This is a genomic window from Phormidium tenue FACHB-1050, from assembly GCF_014696925.1.
Classification (GTDB): domain Bacteria; phylum Cyanobacteriota; class Cyanobacteriia; order Pseudanabaenales; family Pseudanabaenaceae; genus Pseudanabaena.
In genome coordinates, this window is the sequence record NZ_JACJQY010000008.1 from 51394 (window position 1) to 70527 (window position 19134).

Annotated in this window: 12 protein-coding genes and 1 other RNA gene; 8 read left to right on the forward strand and 5 right to left on the reverse strand. The window is 41.8% G+C overall.

Features of this window, described 5'->3' with window-relative positions; all coding sequences use genetic code 11:
* Positions 1 to 580 precede the first annotated feature (580 nt).
* Together H6G05_RS07100 and H6G05_RS07105 are read right to left on the reverse strand one after the other, a co-directional pair.
* Positions 581 to 2770 (reverse strand): GumC family protein, encoded by a 2190-nt coding sequence (locus tag H6G05_RS07100; RefSeq protein WP_190577504.1) that lies wholly within the window; start codon positions 2768 to 2770, stop codon positions 581 to 583.
* 46 nt (positions 2771 to 2816) lie between these two features.
* The gene (locus tag H6G05_RS07105; protein WP_190577505.1) at positions 2817 to 3923 is read right to left on the reverse strand and encodes a glycosyltransferase; all 1107 of its coding nucleotides are present in this window, start codon (positions 3921 to 3923) and stop codon (positions 2817 to 2819) included.
* Positions 3924 to 4203: 280 nt separating this feature from the next.
* Between H6G05_RS07105 and H6G05_RS07110 the strand changes: the two genes are divergently transcribed.
* Positions 4204 to 7944 carry a WD40 repeat domain-containing protein gene (locus H6G05_RS07110; protein WP_190577506.1) on the forward strand — a complete coding sequence of 1247 codons (3741 nt, stop codon included), beginning with the start codon at positions 4204 to 4206 and terminating at the stop codon, positions 7942 to 7944.
* 26 nt (positions 7945 to 7970) lie between these two features.
* Here H6G05_RS07110 and H6G05_RS07115 read toward each other — a convergent pair whose 3' ends face one another.
* A complete protein-coding gene (locus H6G05_RS07115) occupies positions 7971 to 9107 on the reverse strand; it encodes a glycosyltransferase family 4 protein (protein ID WP_190577507.1) in 1137 nt (378 codons plus the stop codon).
* Positions 9108 to 9572: 465 nt separating this feature from the next.
* On the opposite strand from H6G05_RS07115, the gene H6G05_RS07120 reads away from it, so the two are divergent.
* From H6G05_RS07120 to galE, 5 genes are all read left to right on the forward strand, one after another.
* On the forward strand, positions 9573 to 9791 hold the full coding sequence (locus tag H6G05_RS07120) for an indolepyruvate ferredoxin oxidoreductase subunit alpha (protein ID WP_094532749.1): 219 nt from the start codon (positions 9573 to 9575) through the stop codon (positions 9789 to 9791).
* Between the two features lie 416 nt (positions 9792 to 10207).
* A complete protein-coding gene (gene rimP / locus H6G05_RS07125; RefSeq protein WP_190577508.1) occupies positions 10208 to 10669 on the forward strand; it encodes a ribosome maturation factor RimP in 462 nt (153 codons plus the stop codon).
* 172 nt (positions 10670 to 10841) lie between these two features.
* The gene (nusA, locus tag H6G05_RS07130; protein ID WP_190577509.1) at positions 10842 to 12083 is read left to right on the forward strand and encodes a transcription termination factor NusA; all 1242 of its coding nucleotides are present in this window, start codon (positions 10842 to 10844) and stop codon (positions 12081 to 12083) included.
* A gap of 220 nt (positions 12084 to 12303) precedes the next feature.
* Positions 12304 to 12594, forward strand: a complete 291-nt coding sequence (locus tag H6G05_RS07135) for a YlxR family protein (protein ID WP_199310374.1) — start codon at positions 12304 to 12306, stop codon at positions 12592 to 12594.
* 101 nt (positions 12595 to 12695) lie between these two features.
* Complete coding sequence (gene galE, locus H6G05_RS07140) at positions 12696 to 13685, forward strand: UDP-glucose 4-epimerase GalE (RefSeq protein WP_190577510.1); 990 nt, start codon at positions 12696 to 12698, stop codon at positions 13683 to 13685.
* Between the two features lie 123 nt (positions 13686 to 13808).
* On the opposite strand, the gene H6G05_RS07145 is transcribed toward galE, so the two are convergent.
* Complete coding sequence (locus tag H6G05_RS07145) at positions 13809 to 14093, reverse strand: 4a-hydroxytetrahydrobiopterin dehydratase (protein WP_190577511.1); 285 nt, start codon at positions 14091 to 14093, stop codon at positions 13809 to 13811.
* Positions 14094 to 14173: 80 nt separating this feature from the next.
* Positions 14174 to 14983 (reverse strand): SpoIID/LytB domain-containing protein, encoded by an 810-nt coding sequence (locus H6G05_RS07150; RefSeq protein WP_190577512.1) that lies wholly within the window; start codon positions 14981 to 14983, stop codon positions 14174 to 14176.
* Positions 14984 to 15257: 274 nt separating this feature from the next.
* On the opposite strand from H6G05_RS07150, the gene rnpB reads away from it, so the two are divergent.
* Both rnpB and H6G05_RS07160 read left to right on the forward strand, forming a co-directional pair.
* Positions 15258 to 15726: RNase P RNA component class A (rnpB, locus tag H6G05_RS07155), an RNA gene on the forward strand.
* Between the two features lie 393 nt (positions 15727 to 16119).
* Positions 16120 to 18525: an HD family phosphohydrolase gene (locus tag H6G05_RS07160; RefSeq protein WP_190577513.1), complete on the forward strand. Its 2406-nt coding sequence runs from the start codon at positions 16120 to 16122 to the stop codon at positions 18523 to 18525.
* The last annotated feature ends 609 nt before the right edge of the window (positions 18526 to 19134 follow it).

Here is a 19134-nt window from a genome sequence, read left to right on the forward strand (position 1 = left end):
AAATTAAAAACAAAAAGATTTTTGTTGCTATAACATTTATGGATATGATTATTCTAAAAAGAGTCATATCTTCTTCGGTAAATTTGAAGATTTACATGATTTATCCATATATACTTATCTATCAATTCCATCGATATAGCAACTACTAGAAGTTAGTAAAAGGTCATACTAAAAGTTATATAAAAGTTATATTTTGGCATTACAGATTGTTGGAGTGTCTAATTTAGGTGCATATCCCACCCAAAAACATGAGAAAGCAGATGCATCGCATCTGCTTTCTCATGTTTTTACTTAACGTGAGTTCGGGATAAGCTATAGCAAAGCAAGTTTTGCGTAGGACATAAAACCCCAGAATCGAGTGGCGGCGCTTCGCGCCGCCTCACACTATTTGGGTTTTGATTTGTCCTGATACAGGTGGCTATAGCTACACTAGCTAACTCTTTTTTTGCTATAAAATTTTAAAAGCCAAAACAGTAAAAGCCTTGCAAAGCAAGGCTTTTACTGTTTTGGCTCCTAGAGAGGATTAGCACCGCGAACCCTCTCTAGGAGCTAGTTTGCAATTAACCCGAACTGAGGTTATTTATGCTGTTTCCTCGTCATCGCTAATGGCAACGGATTTGTAGGTATATGGCAAATCTTTAACTGCATTAGCAATTACCCCAATGAAATTCAGCTTTTGGAGAATAGATATAGCCTGCGAGAATTCAACACGAGTAATTCGATCTATCCGAGCTACAGTAACTACTCCACCACAGCAGGAAGCTATTTGAATTGTGTCAACTGTTCCAAGAATAGGTGGTGAATCAACAATGACAAGGTCATATTCCTGCTCAAAACTAGTGACCAAAGTTTGCATCCACTCTGAACTTAGTAAAGTAACGGAATCACTGGTAATTGGTCCAGCAGTAAGAATATCAATAGCTGAGTTGGACGATTGGATTACATCTTGACTATTTATACTGCCATTACTAGCCAGTAATGTTGATAAGCCCCTCTCATTTGGTAAGTTGAGTTGCTTATGTAAAGTTGGCGATCTCATGTCTGCGTCTATCAGTAGGACTCGTTTATGTAATCTTGCCGCACTAGTAGCCAGTCCAAGAGCGATCGTAGATTTACCCTCACCAGGTAGAGCCGAGGTAATTACCAGCGATCGCACGCTTATTTCCTGAGAAAAACTATTAATCTGAATATTTCTATAAATTACATCCAACCCTTCTCGGAAAGGCAACCACTTAACAATCTCAACTGTAAGTGGTGAAACTGGCTGACTTTTAAGAAACTGTGGTAAGAAACTAGGGCTTGATGCTTCAGTCTGCAAATATTGTGGAGTCATGCCCAATAAGGATATAGAAGCAATTTGCTGTTCTAACTCACTGTAGGTATGCACCGTATCATCTTGCATATCCCTAAGAAAAGCCGCCATACCACCAATAAACAACCCAGCAACTACTCCCAACAATAAATTTCGGCGTAAACTATCTGCTGCATCTGTAGAACCCAGCCCAGGTTCCTCAACAACTTGCCAATCAAAGCCACCTCGAGCAATTTCTAGACTTAACTCTTGGCGGTTTCTAAGTAATGTTTGTAATGTTTCTTGCAGAACTGTCAGTTTAGGTCTTAAAGATTCGTACTCACTGAGCAATTTGGGCAATCGATTAATTTCTGCTCGAAGATTTCGCTCTTGAGATGCCAAAGAATCAAGTCGAGATAATGATAATGTAATCTGAGATTGGGTTTCTACAATTTGACTTGCTAAAGTTACATCAATATTACTTAGCTGATCGGCATTCCATTTGGAATAGCTAGTCAAATCAGCATCACCTAAAATACTTCTTCTCTCTTCTTCCAGACTACTCTGCTGTTGCCTAAAACGTAACTCAAGGGCTTCAACAATAGGATTAGTAGGTTGAAATCTAGCTTTTTCGCGATTTAGTGCAACTTCTATACTTTGCATCTCTACAATCAAGGCTTGATAACGAGGTGACTGATTTAATCGAGTAAGTAATACAGCATCCTGTGAAGACAGGTTGAGGTTTTGTTGTAGAGAATCTAACCGAGTGACTGCTTGATCATATTCTAATTGGGCGGTGCGTTTTTGTTGCTCAATCCCATTCAGGGCTGTTGTAATTTCTGTAACTCGCTGAGTAGCATCAAATAAATTATTCTTGCGACGAAATACTTCGAGCGCTTCAGCAGTTTCTGAGATACTTTTACGCACATTGGCAACTTGCTCATCAATACCTGCCAAGCCTTTCTGCAAACGCTTTTCCTGCTGCTCTCGATTGTAATCAGTATAAACTTTTTGAAAAGCTCTTAAAACTGCTCTTGTCTTCACAGGATCTAAAGCTGTGTACTGTACTTCAACAATTTTGGTTGGATTTGCATTATCACCCAACATATTAATTTTTAATGATTGAAGTTCAGCGCCAGTAATGCCAGGATATTGATCGTTTAGCAAATCAGCAGCTTTTTGAAACAACGAAGAACTTTGCAGTAAATTCAGCTGTGTTGCATAGTCAATCTGGATATTTGAGTCAACAAATGAGGTTGTATTTGTATTGGATCTGTAAGTTGATTCGACCAGTAAACGCATGTTACTAGTGTATTTAGGCTTAGAGTTAATATTTATAAAAGCAGCAATTACCAGCCCTAAACTTAATCCGCCCAAAAGCCAAAGTCGTCTACGGGAAAGAACCGCAAAAATTTTCCCGTAGCCTGGATCTTGCTCGGAGAGGACTGGAGATGTTGAATTTGCAGCACTAATATTCATTATTTGTCCTTTGTTTAGTTCCAGCTATAAAAATGCTTTTGGTCAGTTAAGTCTTTTTTGTAATTCCCCTGATCGTACAGATTTCCTCTACGATCTGATCTACTCTTGAGAAAAATACTAGTTCAGAAAAGTTAGAGATAGCATGTTCTCGAATTTTGGCATAGTCCCAATCAATTTTTTGAGCCTTGATTATGGCCTTTTTTAAGGATTCCGAAGTTTGGTTTTCAAATAAAATTCCCGTTAGCCCTGAGATTTGTGTATCTAAAACGCCACCAGCGCCATAGGCAATTACAGGAGTACCACTAGCATTAGCCTCAATGGGGACAAGTCCATAATCTTCTAAAGCGGCAACAACTACAAACTTTGCCTTTGCCATAAGATTGCACCGTTCGCGATCGCTAACATGACCAAGAAATTGAATGTTGGGGCGTGCTCTTGTTCTCAATTGATTCGTTTCGGGACCTTCTCCTGTAATCAGCAGAGGCAGGTTTAAGCTATTAAAAGCGTCAACGATTATATCAAGCCTCTTATAACCAAGATGCCTCGAAGAAACAAGACAGTACTCATCTTTTTGATCTGAAAAGCTAAATCGACAATCATCGATTGGATAATTTACAACTACAGCATCTTTTTTATAGATTTCTCGAATCCGCTTTGCGACTGTGGTGGAATTAGCAATGTAATAATCGGGAGATTGTGCATAGTAAATGTCTTGTTGACGCATTTTTTGAAAAAGCAGTTCAATTAAGGGTCTAAACAAGCTATATGCACTATATTCTCTCAAGTAGGTATTGGTGTCCCAAAGAAAACGAGTAACGTTGTGACAAAAGCAAATATGCACTGCATCGGAACGCTTTTGGACTCCTTTGGCAAAACTAGCACTGCTGCTAAGAATTAAATCATATTTTTGGAGATTTAAAGATCTAAAAGCCTTGTAATAAAATGGTGCAAATAGGCGAAAGTATTTACCAATTGCAGGAATATTTTGTAAAAACGTTGTGTAAACTGGGCGATCGCCTAAGTCAATTGTATTTTGGCGATCACATACAGACGTGTAAATATCTGCCTCTGGGAAATGTTTGCATAAAAGTTCAAATACCCTTTCAGCACCACCACGTTGCGTAAGATAGTCATGAACCAAAGCAATTTTCATTTAATTTTTATAAAGCTGTCTAGAGGTACTAATTAACAAGGATCAATATTCCAACAACTCTCATTATAAAATCATTTTTGATGAAAGAATGCTGTAGTTTGACTGTCATCAAAACCAATTTGGGGATATTCAACGTCACATGGAGTGAATATCTCATAATTAGTTTCATAATTAGAATAGCTATCAATATTCATGACAAAATACAACAAAGCATAAAACGTCTTAGAATGACAAGAGTGAAGTTATATAAAAGTTATATTTATATATTTAAGGCGCATCTATGACGGCTGATGAGGCGGTGACATTTGTAGAGTTGTCGTTAAAAGAGCGCAGTCTGTCTCGTGTTGAGCAGTCTGTCTTTCTTGGAGTGTGGCAGGGCTTGTCTTATTCTGAGATTGCGAAGCAGACTGGCTATGATGCTGGCTACATTAAGTTAGTCAGCCATAAGCTTTGGCATTTATTAACCGAGACTTTTGGCGAAAAAGTAACTAAAAGTACGGTACAAAATCTAATTCGTCGTCAAATCCAAAAGAAGTTAGTTGAGTCTCCCCCAACTATCCCCAATTTACAGTTTGAGGAAAACAGTCATCAAGACTGGTGCGAGGTAATCGATGTCACTTTTTTCTATGGTCGCCAAAATGATCTGGATATCCTTGAAAAATGGATAGACCATGATCGTTGTCGGTTAGTGGCTCTTCTGGGAATGGGTGGCTTGGGTAAAACTGCTCTATCGGTCAAGCTGGCTCAACAGCTACAAGATAAATTTGATTTTGTGGTATGGCGATCGCTAAATAATGCTAAAACCCCAAGTGAAATGTTGACGGCTGTGATCCATTTCCTGTCACAGCAGAAAGAAACTCCTGATACCACTGATACCAACGCCTTAATTTCGAGATTAATGGAATATTTACAGCGTTATCGCTGTTTATTGGTATTGGACAATTTTGAATCAGTTTTGAAAGACGAAGCTCAAGCAGGGGCGTATCGTAAAGATTTTGAGGGCTATGGCTCACTGCTAAGAAGGGTTGGTGAAGTTTCCCATCGTAGTTGCGTTGTGATTACTAGCCGCGAAATGCCCGAAGAAGTCGCCACCTTGGAGGGGGACATTTTGCCTGTGCGAGCCTTGCAACTAACTGGGTTAGATGAGCCTGCTGCCGAGCGAGTCCTCGAAGCTAAGGGGATCAAAGCCATGAGCAATGATTTGCATCGTCTCGTAGATTGGTATCGTGGTAATCCTTTAGCACTGAAAATTGCCGCAGCTTCGATTAAAGATCTTTATTCAGGTAGTATTAACCGCTTTTTAGAACAAAAAACGATCATTTTTAGTGGCATTAGTAATCTGATTGAGCAGCAATATCAGAGATTAACGGCGCACGAAAAACAAATCATGATTTGGTTAGCAATTAACCGTGAGCCAGTTCAGCCTAATGAACTGCACTCCGATATTGTGCCAAAGATCGAGCAGAATCATCTAATGATGTCGCTGCGATCGCTAAAACGGCGATCGCTAGTTGAGCATACAGCCGCAGGTTTTACGCAGCAACCTGTGGTCATGGAGTTTGTCACCAATTTATTGATTGAGCAAATTTATCAAGAAATTACCCAAGAGCATCCTCTCGGGGCTTTACCAAGTATTCAATTAAAACTGAATCGCCAGCTTTTCTACTTACGTCACTACGCTCTGATCAAAGCAACTGCCAAAGACTATATTCGCCAAAGTCAGATCCGCCTGATTTTAGAACCTCTGGTTACCAAACTTTTAGGACGTTTGGGTAGTAAGCAAATGGTTGCTAAAGAGCTATTTCAAACGCTTGAGGAATTACGAAGACGCGAATTACGCCCCGAAGGAGAACTGAAATCAACCTTTGGCTATGGGGGCGGCAATATCATCAATTTGTTATGCAATCTCGGTATTGATTTGACAGCGAGGGACTTCTCCTATCTTGCTATCCGCCAAGCTTATTTGTCTGAAGTCAAATTACATCGAGTTAACTTTGCTCAGACGGCAGTAATTAAATCGGTGTTTGCGGAGGTAATTGGCGGAGTCTTATCAGTAGCTTTTAGTGCTAATGGCAAGTTATTAGCGATCGGTGATACTAAAGGTGATATTCATCTTTGGCAAGTCAGTGACGGTAAGCCAATACTCACTTATCGTGGGCATAAAGGATGGGTGGTTTCTGTAGCTTTCAATCCTGAAGGAACGGTTTTAGCTAGTAGTAGTGTTGATCAATCCATTAAGTTGTGGGATGTCTCCACAGGAGATTGCTTAAATACTCTCCAAGGATATATCGGTGCTGTGATGTCAGTCGCTTTCAGTCCCGACGGCACAATTTTGGCTAGTGGTCATGCCGATCGCACGGTGAGGCTCTGGAAATCGGGACAATGCCTCAAAATTTTGCATGGTCATGAAGATATTGTTGAAGCTGTAGCCTTTAGCTCAAAGGGTAACTTACTCGCAAGTAGCAGCGACGATTGCACTGTGAGGCTATGGGATATCGATACTGGTGAATGTTCGCAAATATTTGAAGGGCATGAAGATATCATTTGGTCGATCGCCTTTAGTCATAATGGCAATGTTTTAGCCAGTGGCAGTGAAGATAAAACCATCAGACTATGGAATACGGACAAAGGTACTTGCATCAAAACCTTGTTAGGGCATACCCATACTGTCTTTGCCGTTAGCTTTAGCCATGATGGTTCAACCCTTGCGACAGGAAGCGGCGATCGCACAATTCGTCTTTGGGATCTCAAGACAGCTCAATGCTCTAAAACCTTAACTGGGCATAACCATTGGGTACGCTCCATTGCTTTTCATCCTGATCGCTTAGTGCTAGCAAGCAGTAGTGGCGATGAAATGGTGAAACTTTGGGAAATCGATACAGGTTTCTGTATGCGAACTTTTCAAGGGCATACGGGGCGATCGTGGACAGCCAAAAATGATAATCAGAGTGATAGCCAAATATCAGGCAATATCTCCAATGAACATCTCCTTAATCTCTGGGAAGTCACATCAGGTCAACAGTTTCGGATTTTGCAAGGCTATACCAATGCCGTGCGATCAGTTGTTTTTAACCTAGAGCAGAGCCTCATAGCTAGCGGTGGTGATGACTCGATTATTCGTCTCTGGGATGTTCAATCAGGTGAATGTATTCGAGCTTTGCATGGTCACGCAGGGCATGTTTGGCAAGTCGCCTTTAGTCCGCTTGGAACCCTACTAGCTAGTTGTGCTGAGGACTGCACAATTAAACTATGGGATGTCAGCAGTGGCAATTGTTTAACTACCATCACCGAACACCCTGATTTAGCTCGAACTCTTGTGTTTAGCCATGATGGTAAATTGCTGGCGACTGGTGAAACTAGTCGAGTGATTAAGCTCAGAGATATTGTTACTGGTGAGTGTTTGCGGATTCTCCAAGGACATGCGTCAGCAATCTTAGCGATCGCCTTTAGTGCCGATGATCGGTATATCATTAGCAGCAGTCGAGATAAAACTGTAAAAATTTGGGACACCAAAACAGGAGATTGTCTACAAACGCTAGATACACTTACCTCGATTACTTCTAACATCAAATTTATGCCAATGCACCCCGATATAGCTTTTGGCTGCGGGGATCAATTGATCTATCGATGGAATATCAAAAGCGGTGAATTTATCTCGGAACACCAATGTAACGATGGCAATGTTCTGACAATTGCGGCTGATCCCAAAGGAATCTTAATGGCAAGTGCTGGTGAAAATGCTCAAATTAATATTTGGAATTGGCAAACTGGTGAAGTGATCAGATCTTTAGTTGGACATATTGGCACGATATATTCAGTGTCATTTTCTGCGGATGGCACTCTGATCGCTAGTAGTAGTCGTGATGAAACCGTCAAACTATGGGATGTACTGACAGGTGAATGCATCAAAACCTACCGCGAACCTCGTCCCTATGAAGGACTGAATATTCATGGAGCGACAGGTTTAACATCTGCTCAAAAAGCGAAGCTCATCGCCCTTGGCGCGATCGATGGCTCATAGATAGCCTCGCAAAGCAAGGCTATCTATTATTTGATAACTTGCTCATAAACAGATTTCATTTGATTAGCAATTACCTGCCAGTCGTAATTTTGCTTGACATAGGTTTGACAAGCTCTAGCACTGGGAATGTGTCTTTGCCCAGATAAAGCTTCGATCATGCCTTGTGCTAGTTGCTCGGTTGTATTACCTTGCAAGACAAGCTCAGGAGAAAAAGGTAGTAAAATTTCAGGAATACCGCCAATTGGTGTCCCCAATACAGGTGTACCTGCGGCTAAAGACTCAATCACAATCAATCCAAATCCTTCCAGTGAGACTGTCGGCACAATTGATAGCTCTGCTGCTCGATAGGCGATCGCCAAGTCTTGATCTGGCACAAACCCCAATAACTGCACATGATTTTCCAGTTGTAATTCTTGAATTTGCGATCGCAAGGCTCCCGCGATCGCTCCTTTACCAGCAATCAGTAGCAATACATCAGGATGTTGTTTCCTAACCAAGGCGATCGAGGCAATCAAATTCTCTAAACCCATACGCTGAACTAGTCGCCGCACACAGAGAATAATGCGCCGATCCTTTTGCCATCCTAGTTTTTCTCTTGCTTTGGCAACCGTTAAGTCCAAATCAAATTCTGTTGTATCAATGCCCCCACCGACGATAAAAATCTTTTCTAACGGCACATTATAGGTTTTATGCAAAGTTTGTCGAAAAGCCTCAGACAAAACAATAAAGCCATTAGCTCTGCGATAAACCAATTTCTCGACCACCCATTTCCCCCAAGTCGATAAGCGTCCTGCTCCCTCTGCTTGACTCTCCAACGCCCAAGGTCCATGAAAATGCATCACTAACGGGACTTTCCCCAAGCGATCAAGTATAGGCAATGTATACAAGGCAAAATGTGAGGCTACCAAATCAAATTCTGAGTTCGCGATCGCCTGATTGAATGCTTTTCTCATGCCTAGCGATCGCTGCCATGTCGAACTATTTGCTGGAGCAAATGTTGTTACTTGTCCGCCAGAACTTTGAAAAACGCGATCGGAGCCAGCCACTAAACCACTTACTTCAACACCAACTTTGGGTAAATAATTGACACAACCGTAATAAACACGAGCCAATCCACCTGCTTCTTCTAAAAACCAGCTCGTACCTAGCTGTAATGTTTTCATAAAACTTTATTAAATATTGACATCTCTACATAGAAGCCGAAGATAGCATAATGCTAGCCTTGACTTCATAGCTATAGCCACTTGTATTAAAAAAGCAGCGCGAAGCACTGCTTTTGTCCCTACACTTAAGTGCAATTCTCAAAGCTCAAAACTATTGAAATGGTCTGCTTAGAGATGTTTTGTAGTCTACTTCAGTGGACTTAAGCTTTTAGCCAAGAACTTGAGTTCTTGGTTTATTTGCGTACAGCAATGCTCATTATGAAACCGATTTTGTTGTTTCCAACGCCTTCGGCGTTGGAAACAACAAAATCGGTTTTTTGAAAGCCCGCCAACGGCGGGCTTTCAAAAAACTGATTTTTTCTAATGAGCATTGCTGATTTGCATAAGTTCTAATATATAAAAAACAATTTAGTTTCATAATTAAAAATTGTCATCATCATTGCTCCAATTTGGATATCACCCTACATGGCTTATACGATCGCCTCAAATATCTGTGAAGGCATAGCAGACTGTGTACCCGCTTGCCCTGTCGCCTGTATCGAACAGGGGGAGGGGGCAAATATTAAAGGGACGATTTGGTTTAAGATCGATGCTTCAATTTGTATTGACTGCGGTGTTTGCTTACAGGTATGCCCTGTGCAGGGGGCTATTTTGCCAGAAGAGAGACCAGAATTAGTAATTTAAAAACCAATTTTGATGATTGCAGTGGCTTCGCCACTGCAATCATCAAAATTGGTTTTTAGATGAAAGTCAGATTGATCTGTAATTGGCGTGATAGTATAAACTTCAGTACCAGCAGGCAAGTAGTCAAGAGTAAACACACTAAGATAGCTATGTTTTCCCTGTAGTACACAAGCTCCGAAGAAATGTATCTGACTATTACTTGTTGTATGTTTTGCAAGTAGCAGCTAGATCTACAGCAGCAAAAGGATCGCATCTGTGATGTTTTTTGCTGTGATCGGTTAAAGATAAAAGCACTCAAAGAGTGGGCGATCGTCCCACTTTTTTGTTTTTAAAGTAGCTTTTTATAGCTTGAATCAAAAACTCTTACGTCAAAAAACAAAGAAAAGCTCACACTGTAAGCTCAAATCGTAAATTCTATGAGTCATCCTCTAATTCCGCAAATTTTTCAAATTGCTGAAGAAGTTGCCTCGCCCCTTGGGTTAGAGGTTGTCGATGTGGTGTTGCATACCAATAAAAACCCTGTGGTATTGCGGGTTGATATTCGCAACCCTGATCAAAATACAGGTTTGGATGATTGTGAACGCATGAGTCGAGCGCTAGAGCCAACTCTGGATGCGATCGATTTGATTCCCCATGCCTATGTGTTAGAAATTTCTAGCCCAGGAGCTGAACGTCAGTTACAAGGCGATCGCGAGTTTGTGGCTTTTCGAGGCTTTATGGTCAATGTCAGTACAACCACACCTCATGATGGCAAACAAATTTGGAGTGGACACCTCATATCACGCAACGAGACGCAAGTGACAATTAGCATCAAGGGGCGAATTGTCAATATTCCCCGTGAACTGATTGAGCGCGTCGAGTTAACCAAAATGGAATAAACAGAACTTACGAATAGCTAACCCTAATAACAAAACATAAAATGGCGTAGCCATTTTATGTTTTTAAAACCTTTACTGGGTTTGGCTTTCAATTCACAAAAGTGTCGCCACACTTTTGTGAATTGGTTTAAAGAATTACAGTTATTGATTTTTATAGAAGCGAGAAAACCTTATGTCATTATTGAATTTACCTGGATTAGGACAAATGGTGGAGGTGATTAGCAAAGAGCGTAATCTCCCCAAACATGCTGTCCAGAACGCTTTACGTGAAGCTCTACTCAAGGGATATGAGCGCTTTCGCAAAACCTATCGCTCCGATGGCATTAACTTTGAAGAAGAACATTTTAATAATTTTGATGTAGAACTAGATCTCGAAGGCGAAGGATTTCGGGTTCTCGCGACAAAAACAATTGTTGATGAAGTGGGTGACGCTGATCATGAAATTGGCTTGTTTGAAGTGCGTGAAGTTGCTCCTGAAGCTCAAGCTGGCGGAACAGTAGTGGTTGATGTGACTCCAGAGCAGGGTGATTTTGGACGTATGGCTGCAATCCAGACCAAACAAGTACTAGCTCAAAAGCTAAGAGATCAACAGCGCAAAATCATTCAAGAAGAGTTCCAAGACATTGAAGGGACGGTTCTGCAAGGTCGAGTACTACGTTTTGAAACAACCTCAGTAATCGTGGCAGTTAGTAGTGGATTTGGACAACCTGAAGTTGAAGCCGAACTTCCCAAACGCGAACAACTAGCAGGTGAAAGACCCTATCGCCCTAATATGACCCTGAAGGTATACCTCAAGAAGGTCTTTGAAGGCTCACGCCGTGGTCCTCAGTTATTAGTTTCGCGAGCAGATGCAGGTTTAGTTGTGTATTTGTTTGCCAATGAAGTACCTGAAATTGAGGAAGAAATTGTCCGCATCGTGGCTGTGGCAAGAGAAGCAAATCCCCCTTCCCCTGCGGTTGGTCCTCGCACTAAGATTGCTGTAGACACCCTTGAGCGGGATGTTGATCCTGTAGGTGCTTGTATTGGTGCTAGAGGGGCACGGATTCAGGCGGTAGTTGCTGAGCTACGCGGCGAAAAGATTGATGTGATTCGTTGGTCGCCCGATCCTTCGACCTATATTGCCAACTCCTTAAGCCCAGCAAGAATTCATGAAGTGCGTTTGATTAATGCTAATGAAAGAATTGCCCATGTGATTGTCCCTGAAGATCAGCTCAGTCTAGCGATTGGTAAGGAAGGACAAAATGTGCGTTTGGCGGCGAGGTTGACTGGTTGGAAAATTGATATCAAAAATTTGTCAAAGTACGACTATGAAGAAGAAGAGCGAAAAGCTCAAGAAAGCATTGCAAGGTCAGCAGCAATACTTGAAGAATCTCATGAAGATGATGATAATGACTATGACAACAGTGAAGATTAAAAATCTCCAGTTTAATTAATTTAATTAAGGGCTTCGCCGTAAAATAAGGAACTAATTTTTGATAGTACGGTAAAACCGCACTATCAAAAATTAGTTCCTTATTGAATTGCTGCACCCTAAGTAGATGAACACAATTAATTACAAATCTAAAGTTGCAAAGTTGCGCTCCGTAGGGGTGCAACTTTGCAACTTTAGACTAGGTACTGAGGAGTAAAGTAGTTTGGCTCTGAAGCTACATCGTCGTTGTGTTAGTTGCCAATGTATCGCCATGCGCGATACTTTCTGGAGGGTGGTACGTGTGCCGATCACCGATCAGCATCCCAAAGAAGATAAGCCCAACCATAATCAAGTTCAACATCAAATTCAACTTGATCAAGGCATGGGGCGATCAGCCTATATTTGCCAGAAGCTAGATTGTATACAAATAGCTCAAAAGAAAAATCGTTTAGGGCGATCGCTCCGCACCCATATACCACCTGAAATTTTTGACATTCTCAAATCACGTCTTTAGAACCCATAAATCGCGAGATTGCAAAACGAACTCACGATTTATGGGTTCTAAAGTAGAGTACAAAAAGCGTTATAAATTAGTGCAAAAAATGATGAAACGTTATGAATAAACAAACAATTTTGGTTACGGGCGGCGCAGGCTATATTGGCTCTCATGCAGTCAAAGCATTGCAAAAGGTTGGTTATAAAGTGGTGCTTTTAGACAATCTCGTCTATGGTCATCAAGATATCGCAGAAACCCTAGGCGCAGAATTGATTATAGGTGACACAAATGATCGAGCCTTGCTCGATCGCCTATTTAGCGATCGGCAAATTAGTGCTGTCATGCATTTTGCCGCCTATGCCTATGTGGGCGAGTCGGTGACACATCCTGACAAATACTATCGCAACAATGTGGTTGGGACTTTGACATTGCTAGAGGCGATGGTTGCTGCAAACATTAAATCCTTTGTTTTTTCTTCCACCTGTGCCAGTTATGGCGTACCGCAGCAAATCCCGATCACCGAAGATCATCCGCAAGCGCCGATCAATCCCTATGGGGCGACTAAGCTAATGGTTGAACGGATTTTGCAAGATTTTGATGTCGCCTATGGACTGAAATCAGTAATTTTTCGATATTTTAATGCCGCAGGGGCTGATCCTGATGGGGAGATCGGCGAAGATCATGATCCTGAGACACATTTGATTCCGTTAGTTTTGCAGACGGCTATGGGTATCCGCGAAGCAATTACAGTTTATGGGTCTGATTATCCAACCGCAGACGGAACTTGTATCCGTGACTATATCCATGTAACCGATCTAGCTGAAGCGCATGTATTGGGGTTGGAATATTTACTCAAAGGCAACAAGAGTGAAATTTTTAATCTTGGTAATGGTAATGGGTTTTCGGTCAAAGAGGTAATTGATGCTGCCAAGCAAATTACGTGTAAACCGATTAATGTTGTGATGGGCGATCGCCGTGCAGGAGATCCACCAGCTTTAGTAGGTAGCAGTGAGAAAGCCAGAACTATCTTGAACTGGCAGCCTAAATATGCTGATTTAAACTTGATCTTGCAACATGCATGGCAATGGCATCAAAAACGACATGCTTAATAAAAAAGGGACGCTTCGCGTCCCTTTTTGTTAATTCCAAAGGCTAAATGCTATGAACTACAGGTTTGTTTCCCTGCCGAAGGCGGGGAAACAAACCTTTGTACTTCGCTTGCTTTAAAAGTGCTATAGCAGCTTGTCAATTTTTTGAGCTAGCTCAAAGTCAAGGGCGCTGATACCATCAGCATCATGGGTTGTGAGGTCGATCTTGACTTTGTTATAGACATTAAAAAGTTCAGGATGATGCCCCATTTTGTCAGCAACGATCGCCACTTTACTGATAAAACCAAAAGCTTCGACAAAATCCCGAAACTTAAAGTTTTTTTGCAACTTATGATCAACAACCGCCCAACCAGCTAACTGTGCGATCGCCGATGAAATTTCTACTTCAGATAATTTTTTAATAGCCATAACTTTCACAAAATATAGGATTAACCCTATATTCACACAAAACTAAAAAAAGAAGGCTGCACAGGTGCAACCTTCTTTTTTTAGTTTTTAATGGGTTGATCTCGATACCACCAAGATAGGATTTGTACCCAGTTCCAGCCATTTTGAGCCATTTGTTGGGTCATTTCTTGATCGAGGTGTTGACCATCAGAAACGGGCATATATCCGCCACCCCAGCTAATCCAGTTGCGAGGCAAACGGGCGCGATAATAACCTTTAAAACCAGGTCTGAGCATATAGCCTGCGGTTGAGGCAACCGCCTGATCGCTACGACTATGGATTAGGGCGATCGCTTGACCAGTTTTGGGGTCAAAGCGATAGAAGCCTTTATATACCTGATCGCGAGTATCACTCACTAGATCATAGGGAGCTTCACCCCATTTACGTTGACGTTGAGTATTGACCGCATAGCTACGAGCCGCTACTGCTTGCGCCATTAATGCATCCATATGCCAACTAGCAGGCATTTCGCTAGGTACAACGCTACGAAGATATTCTTCAAGGGATAACACGTTAACCGCGATCGCCTTGTTATTCCAAGCTCGCAATTCGATCTCGCCTGGATAAAGATTGCTGCCGACCTGCACCAATCCATTATTGCTAGGGGTAATTCGATATGCAGAAGTAAGGGGTAATGTGTACCACTTACCAGGATCGAGACGGCGACTTGCCTGTCCTGAAGCTTGGAGAGTTGATGGTTGAGTCACAGCTACAGACATTTTGGAGCCATTTTCTTCTCTTACCAAAACCCTCAATAGATTAGCAGCAGCAGCCTGAGAAACTCCCGCTACTATTACCAGCATTAAGGACAAAATTAGCGTGTACATCCCTTTGGAGAAGTGTTTCATCATTTAGTTAGTCACTCACACCTGTAAGCAAAGAATGTAATAAATTTTTTAGTAAGATTTGAGGCATTTTAGTTTTGCCTCAGATAACCAGATAGTTTAGCAAAACAATCTAATTTTGATAAACATTATTTCTGCATACTTATAGCAGCTTTTGCCTGAATTTTACCGAGGTAATTTAATAAAACCAAAAAACGTTTCGGCGAGCGAAACCTGCCGAAACGTTTTTTGGTTTTATATTTAATTGAGCCTAGCCACTTAGTACATAATGGTAATAAGGGAGAGTAAGCGTGCGGTTGCGAAATTTGTCTCAAAATTAACGAAAGGAGATCGCGAGAACAAGTTTTGAGGAAAGTCCGGGCTTCCATGAAGATCAGGCTGCTGGATAACTCCCAGTGCGAGCGATCGTGAGGATAGTGCCACAGAAAAATACCGCCTATAGAGAGATAGCGCTTCGCGCTATCTCTCTATAGGTAAGGGTGCAAAGGTGCGTTAAGAGCGCACCAGCAGAGTCGTGAGGCTCTGGCTCGGTAAACCCCAGTTGGAAGCAAGGCGAGAGGATACAAGTGTTGCGATCTTCAATTGATCTTGTGTCCGTTGCTTAATGGGGTTGCTTAGTGAAAGCTAGGCGATCGCAGCTAAGTGTGTGCCGCATGAGGTATTTGGTAACAAATATCCCAGATAGATAACCGCTAGGGTAGTTGCTACAACTCCTAAAACAGAACCCGGCTTATGTCTTACTCTTCCTATAGCAATCCTAAAAAGGTTGTGAGAGTGCGCCACTTTGGGGCGCACTCTCACAACCATCAAAATCTTACAAATCATTTAGGATCGCTATATTAAAAATTCGATAGTTGTGCAAAGTAACTTTTTTAGTAGTTGTATTACGCGCATAAAAAGCCCACAATACAACTAAATTGCAGGATTGACAGAGTGAAGTTGCATAATTCCTAGCTTTTAGACTGAGATTATTTTTCAGTTTTGTGTCACTGGTTTTCAAAAAACACAAGGCAGATTTTAAGTTTTTTGATTGATATTCACCTTAGATATCTGGTACATCTAGAATCTACATGAGATCTCTTGGATTGCAATCTTAAACTGCGTTTGTTTTTACGAAACATTTTAACTAGAGTAATTAAACTATGGGAATTGCTCCCAACCATTCATCTTTGCTCCCAGCAACAACCCACCACATATCTCGCAAGTGGTCTGGTAGAGCAGTCATAGGAATTACCTTTGTTTGCCTGATCTCAACCCTTAGCATTAGATTTTATTCTGAGCCACGCTTAGGAATCGGTACATTTGTTGATCAAGACTTGAGATCGCCTAGAACGATAGAGGCTACTGATATTGAGGCAACTAAACAGGCTAAAGAACTAGCTAAACAACAAGTAATACCCATCTATCGTAGTAATCCTGATGTTGATGCTAATGCGATCAAGCATTTAGAAGCACTCCTGCAAGTGGGTGATAACCTGCGGATATCGTCTGGGAACTTACCTTATGTCGATCGCCAAATTTTGAGTGATGACGTGCAGCGATATTTGAGGCGAATCTCAGATTTTGAGTGGACGCAGTTACAAGACAGGGCTAATCGAGTAGCCGCTAATGTCAATAGTCAGACAGCTATATCAGGTTTTATTAACAGAGATAAAGAGTCTCCATCTGTAGCATTGGCTGAGCTAACTCTATACAAAGTTAATGCTCTTCCCCAAGATTATCAAAAGCTGATCGATACTGTAACTGAGATTCGCAAAGCCTATGCCATGACTCAGGAGAAAGCAACAAAAGGTCCTGATATGTTTCGCGATCGCCTTTTGGAGATGACCAATGAAGAATGGGAAACCAGCAAAAAATTGACGCGGCAAGCATTGAACGATGTCCAGTCCACTGGGATTGTGGCTGGACTGCCCGATGATATGCTGCAAAAACGGTTAACAAGCCTGAGCAATTTGCCAACCAATGAAGAACATCGATCTATGGCGATCGCTTTGCTCGGAGCCACAGTCAAGCCAAATATGACCATTGACTATTTAGGTACAACCGAAAGAGCGATCAAAGCATCTGAATCGGTTCAGACTCAAATGCTGTCCTTGAAAGCAGGTGATTTAATCGTAAAAGGTGGGGAGAAAATTACTGAGCGGCAATTTGTTATTTTAGATGAACTTAAAATGACTCAAAGACAGGTCAATCTCAAGGGATTGGGCTTGATGGTTGTCACCACAGCGCTCTGCTTTGCCGTATTCGGCTATGCCAACCGACGATGGCAATATTTACTTAAAGTCAAATTACATATCAAAGATCTTTTAGTGCTTGGCATTATCTGCACAGGTAGTGCTTTAGCAACTGTGATGATGGCTCCGAAAATGCTTGTATTTTTGCCCCTAGCAAGTATGAGTTTAATCATTGGTAGTTTTTACAGTTCTCGCCTTGCAATTCTCGTCACCTGTCTCACCTCAATCTTACTGGCGATCGCAATTAGCTCTGACTTACTAGCACTTGCCCCAATCATCATTGGCTCAATTGTGGCTGCGGTGATTACTAACCGCCCCCTCACGCGATCGCATCTAGCGGCTACAGGATTATTAGTTGGTTTTCTGCAAGCGGCTGTATATATTGCGATCGCCATTATTGCTGGCTCCACACCGCCAGTAATAATCGCCATCACAGCCCTTCAGTATGCATCGGGAGGACTAATTTCCGCGATCGTAGCCCTTGGCGCGATTCCTTATCTAGAGCATATTTCCTATGCGTTAACCCCATTTCGTCTAGCGGAGCTAGCTAATCTTGATCGCCCTTTACTGCGCCGCCTAGTTACAGAAACCCCTGGAACTTTTCAGCACACTTTGTTTGTGGCAAATCTCGCCGAAGCCGCTGCTCGTGAACTAGGAGCCGATACAGCCTTAGTAAGAACAGGAACTCTCTATCACGATATTGGCAAAACGCTCCGCCCTGAATATTTCATCGAAAATCAAATGGGGCAGCCTAATCCTCACGATATTCTTAATGATCCTTGGGAAAGCGCTCAAATTGTCAAAGAACATGTTTCAGGCGGGCTTAAACTAGCTCAGAAATATCATCTGCCTGAAATGCTGCAAGCATTTATTCCAGAGCATCAAGGCACGATTACAATTACCTATTTTTATTGCCAAGCCCAAAAGCGATCGCAGCATATTGTTGAGTCAGATTTTCGCTATGTTGGACCAATTCCTCAATCTCGTGAAACAGGGATTGTGATGCTAGCAGATGCCTGTGAAGCCGCCCTGCGATCGCTTGGCACAGATACAACCCTTGAAGCTGCTAAGACCTTACTCATGAGAATTTTCCAAGCTCGATGGGATGATGGGCAATTAAAAGATTGCTCATTGACTTGGGAAGATTTAGATCGAATTGCCCCTGTATTTATCAAAATCTGGAAAGAGCGTAACCACGGCAGGATTAAATATCCAAATTTAGCCGACAAACTTGATCCATCAGGCTCTGCGCTCCCCGATCACCTTTGCAAACCCAAAGATGCAATAACACCTAAAAAGATTGCCTTAAAATAAGCAAATCAAACCCAAAAAGATGAGTGGCGGCGCTTCGCGCCGCCACTCATCTTTTTGGGTTTATGTCCTGAGCAAAACTTACATTGCTATATAGCAAAAAAAGAGTTAGCCAGTACAAACCAAAACCCCAGAATCGAGTGGCGGCGCTTCGCGCCGCCACTCGATTCTGGGGTTTTATGTCCTAAGCAAAACTTGCTTTGCTATAGCTATAAATGTAGACATTCATAATTAACCTCAGTTCGGGTTAATTGCAAACTGCCTCCTAGAGAGGGTTTGCGGCGCGAATCCTCTCTAGGAGACAAAACAGTAAAAGCCTCGCGAAGCGAGGCTTTTACTGTTTTGTCTTTTAAAATTTTGTAGCTTATCCCGAACTCACGTTAATTAGTAATGCGGCGCTTCGCGCCACACTACTAATTATTAGGTGGGAAGCAAGTAAGTAAGTTCGTTCTAAGTATAAACACTTATATTAAATACAAATAAAAAACATCTATATATTTTCTTAACTATTGCAACCGCCTATTTTTATCTTAGGAATACCCCAAAAGATTGTCATCAAAGCATTACAGGAATCAGTTAAGACATTGTTAAATTTATGCTTTGTTCGGGATC

Bases quoted from the DNA above. Each gene is read 5' to 3' on its own strand.
- H6G05_RS07115 (WP_190577507.1), bottom strand. From the start codon at position 9,107: ATGAAAACATTACAGCTAGGTACGAGCTGGTTTTTAGAAGAAGCAGGT.
- nusA (WP_190577509.1), top strand. From the start codon at position 10,842: ATGTCATTATTGAATTTACCTGGATTAGGACAAATGGTGGAGGTGATT.
- H6G05_RS07120 (WP_094532749.1), top strand. From the start codon at position 9,573: ATGGCTTATACGATCGCCTCAAATATCTGTGAAGGCATAGCAGACTGT.
- H6G05_RS07150 (WP_190577512.1), bottom strand. From the start codon at position 14,983: ATGATGAAACACTTCTCCAAAGGGATGTACACGCTAATTTTGTCCTTA.
- galE (WP_190577510.1), top strand. From the start codon at position 12,696: ATGAATAAACAAACAATTTTGGTTACGGGCGGCGCAGGCTATATTGGC.
- H6G05_RS07100 (WP_190577504.1), bottom strand. From the start codon at position 2,770: ATGAATATTAGTGCTGCAAATTCAACATCTCCAGTCCTCTCCGAGCAA.
- H6G05_RS07145 (WP_190577511.1), bottom strand. From the start codon at position 14,093: ATGGCTATTAAAAAATTATCTGAAGTAGAAATTTCATCGGCGATCGCA.
- H6G05_RS07110 (WP_190577506.1), top strand. From the start codon at position 4,204: ATGACGGCTGATGAGGCGGTGACATTTGTAGAGTTGTCGTTAAAAGAG.
- H6G05_RS07105 (WP_190577505.1), bottom strand. From the start codon at position 3,923: ATGAAAATTGCTTTGGTTCATGACTATCTTACGCAACGTGGTGGTGCT.
- rimP (WP_190577508.1), top strand. From the start codon at position 10,208: ATGAGTCATCCTCTAATTCCGCAAATTTTTCAAATTGCTGAAGAAGTT.
- H6G05_RS07160 (WP_190577513.1), top strand. From the start codon at position 16,120: ATGGGAATTGCTCCCAACCATTCATCTTTGCTCCCAGCAACAACCCAC.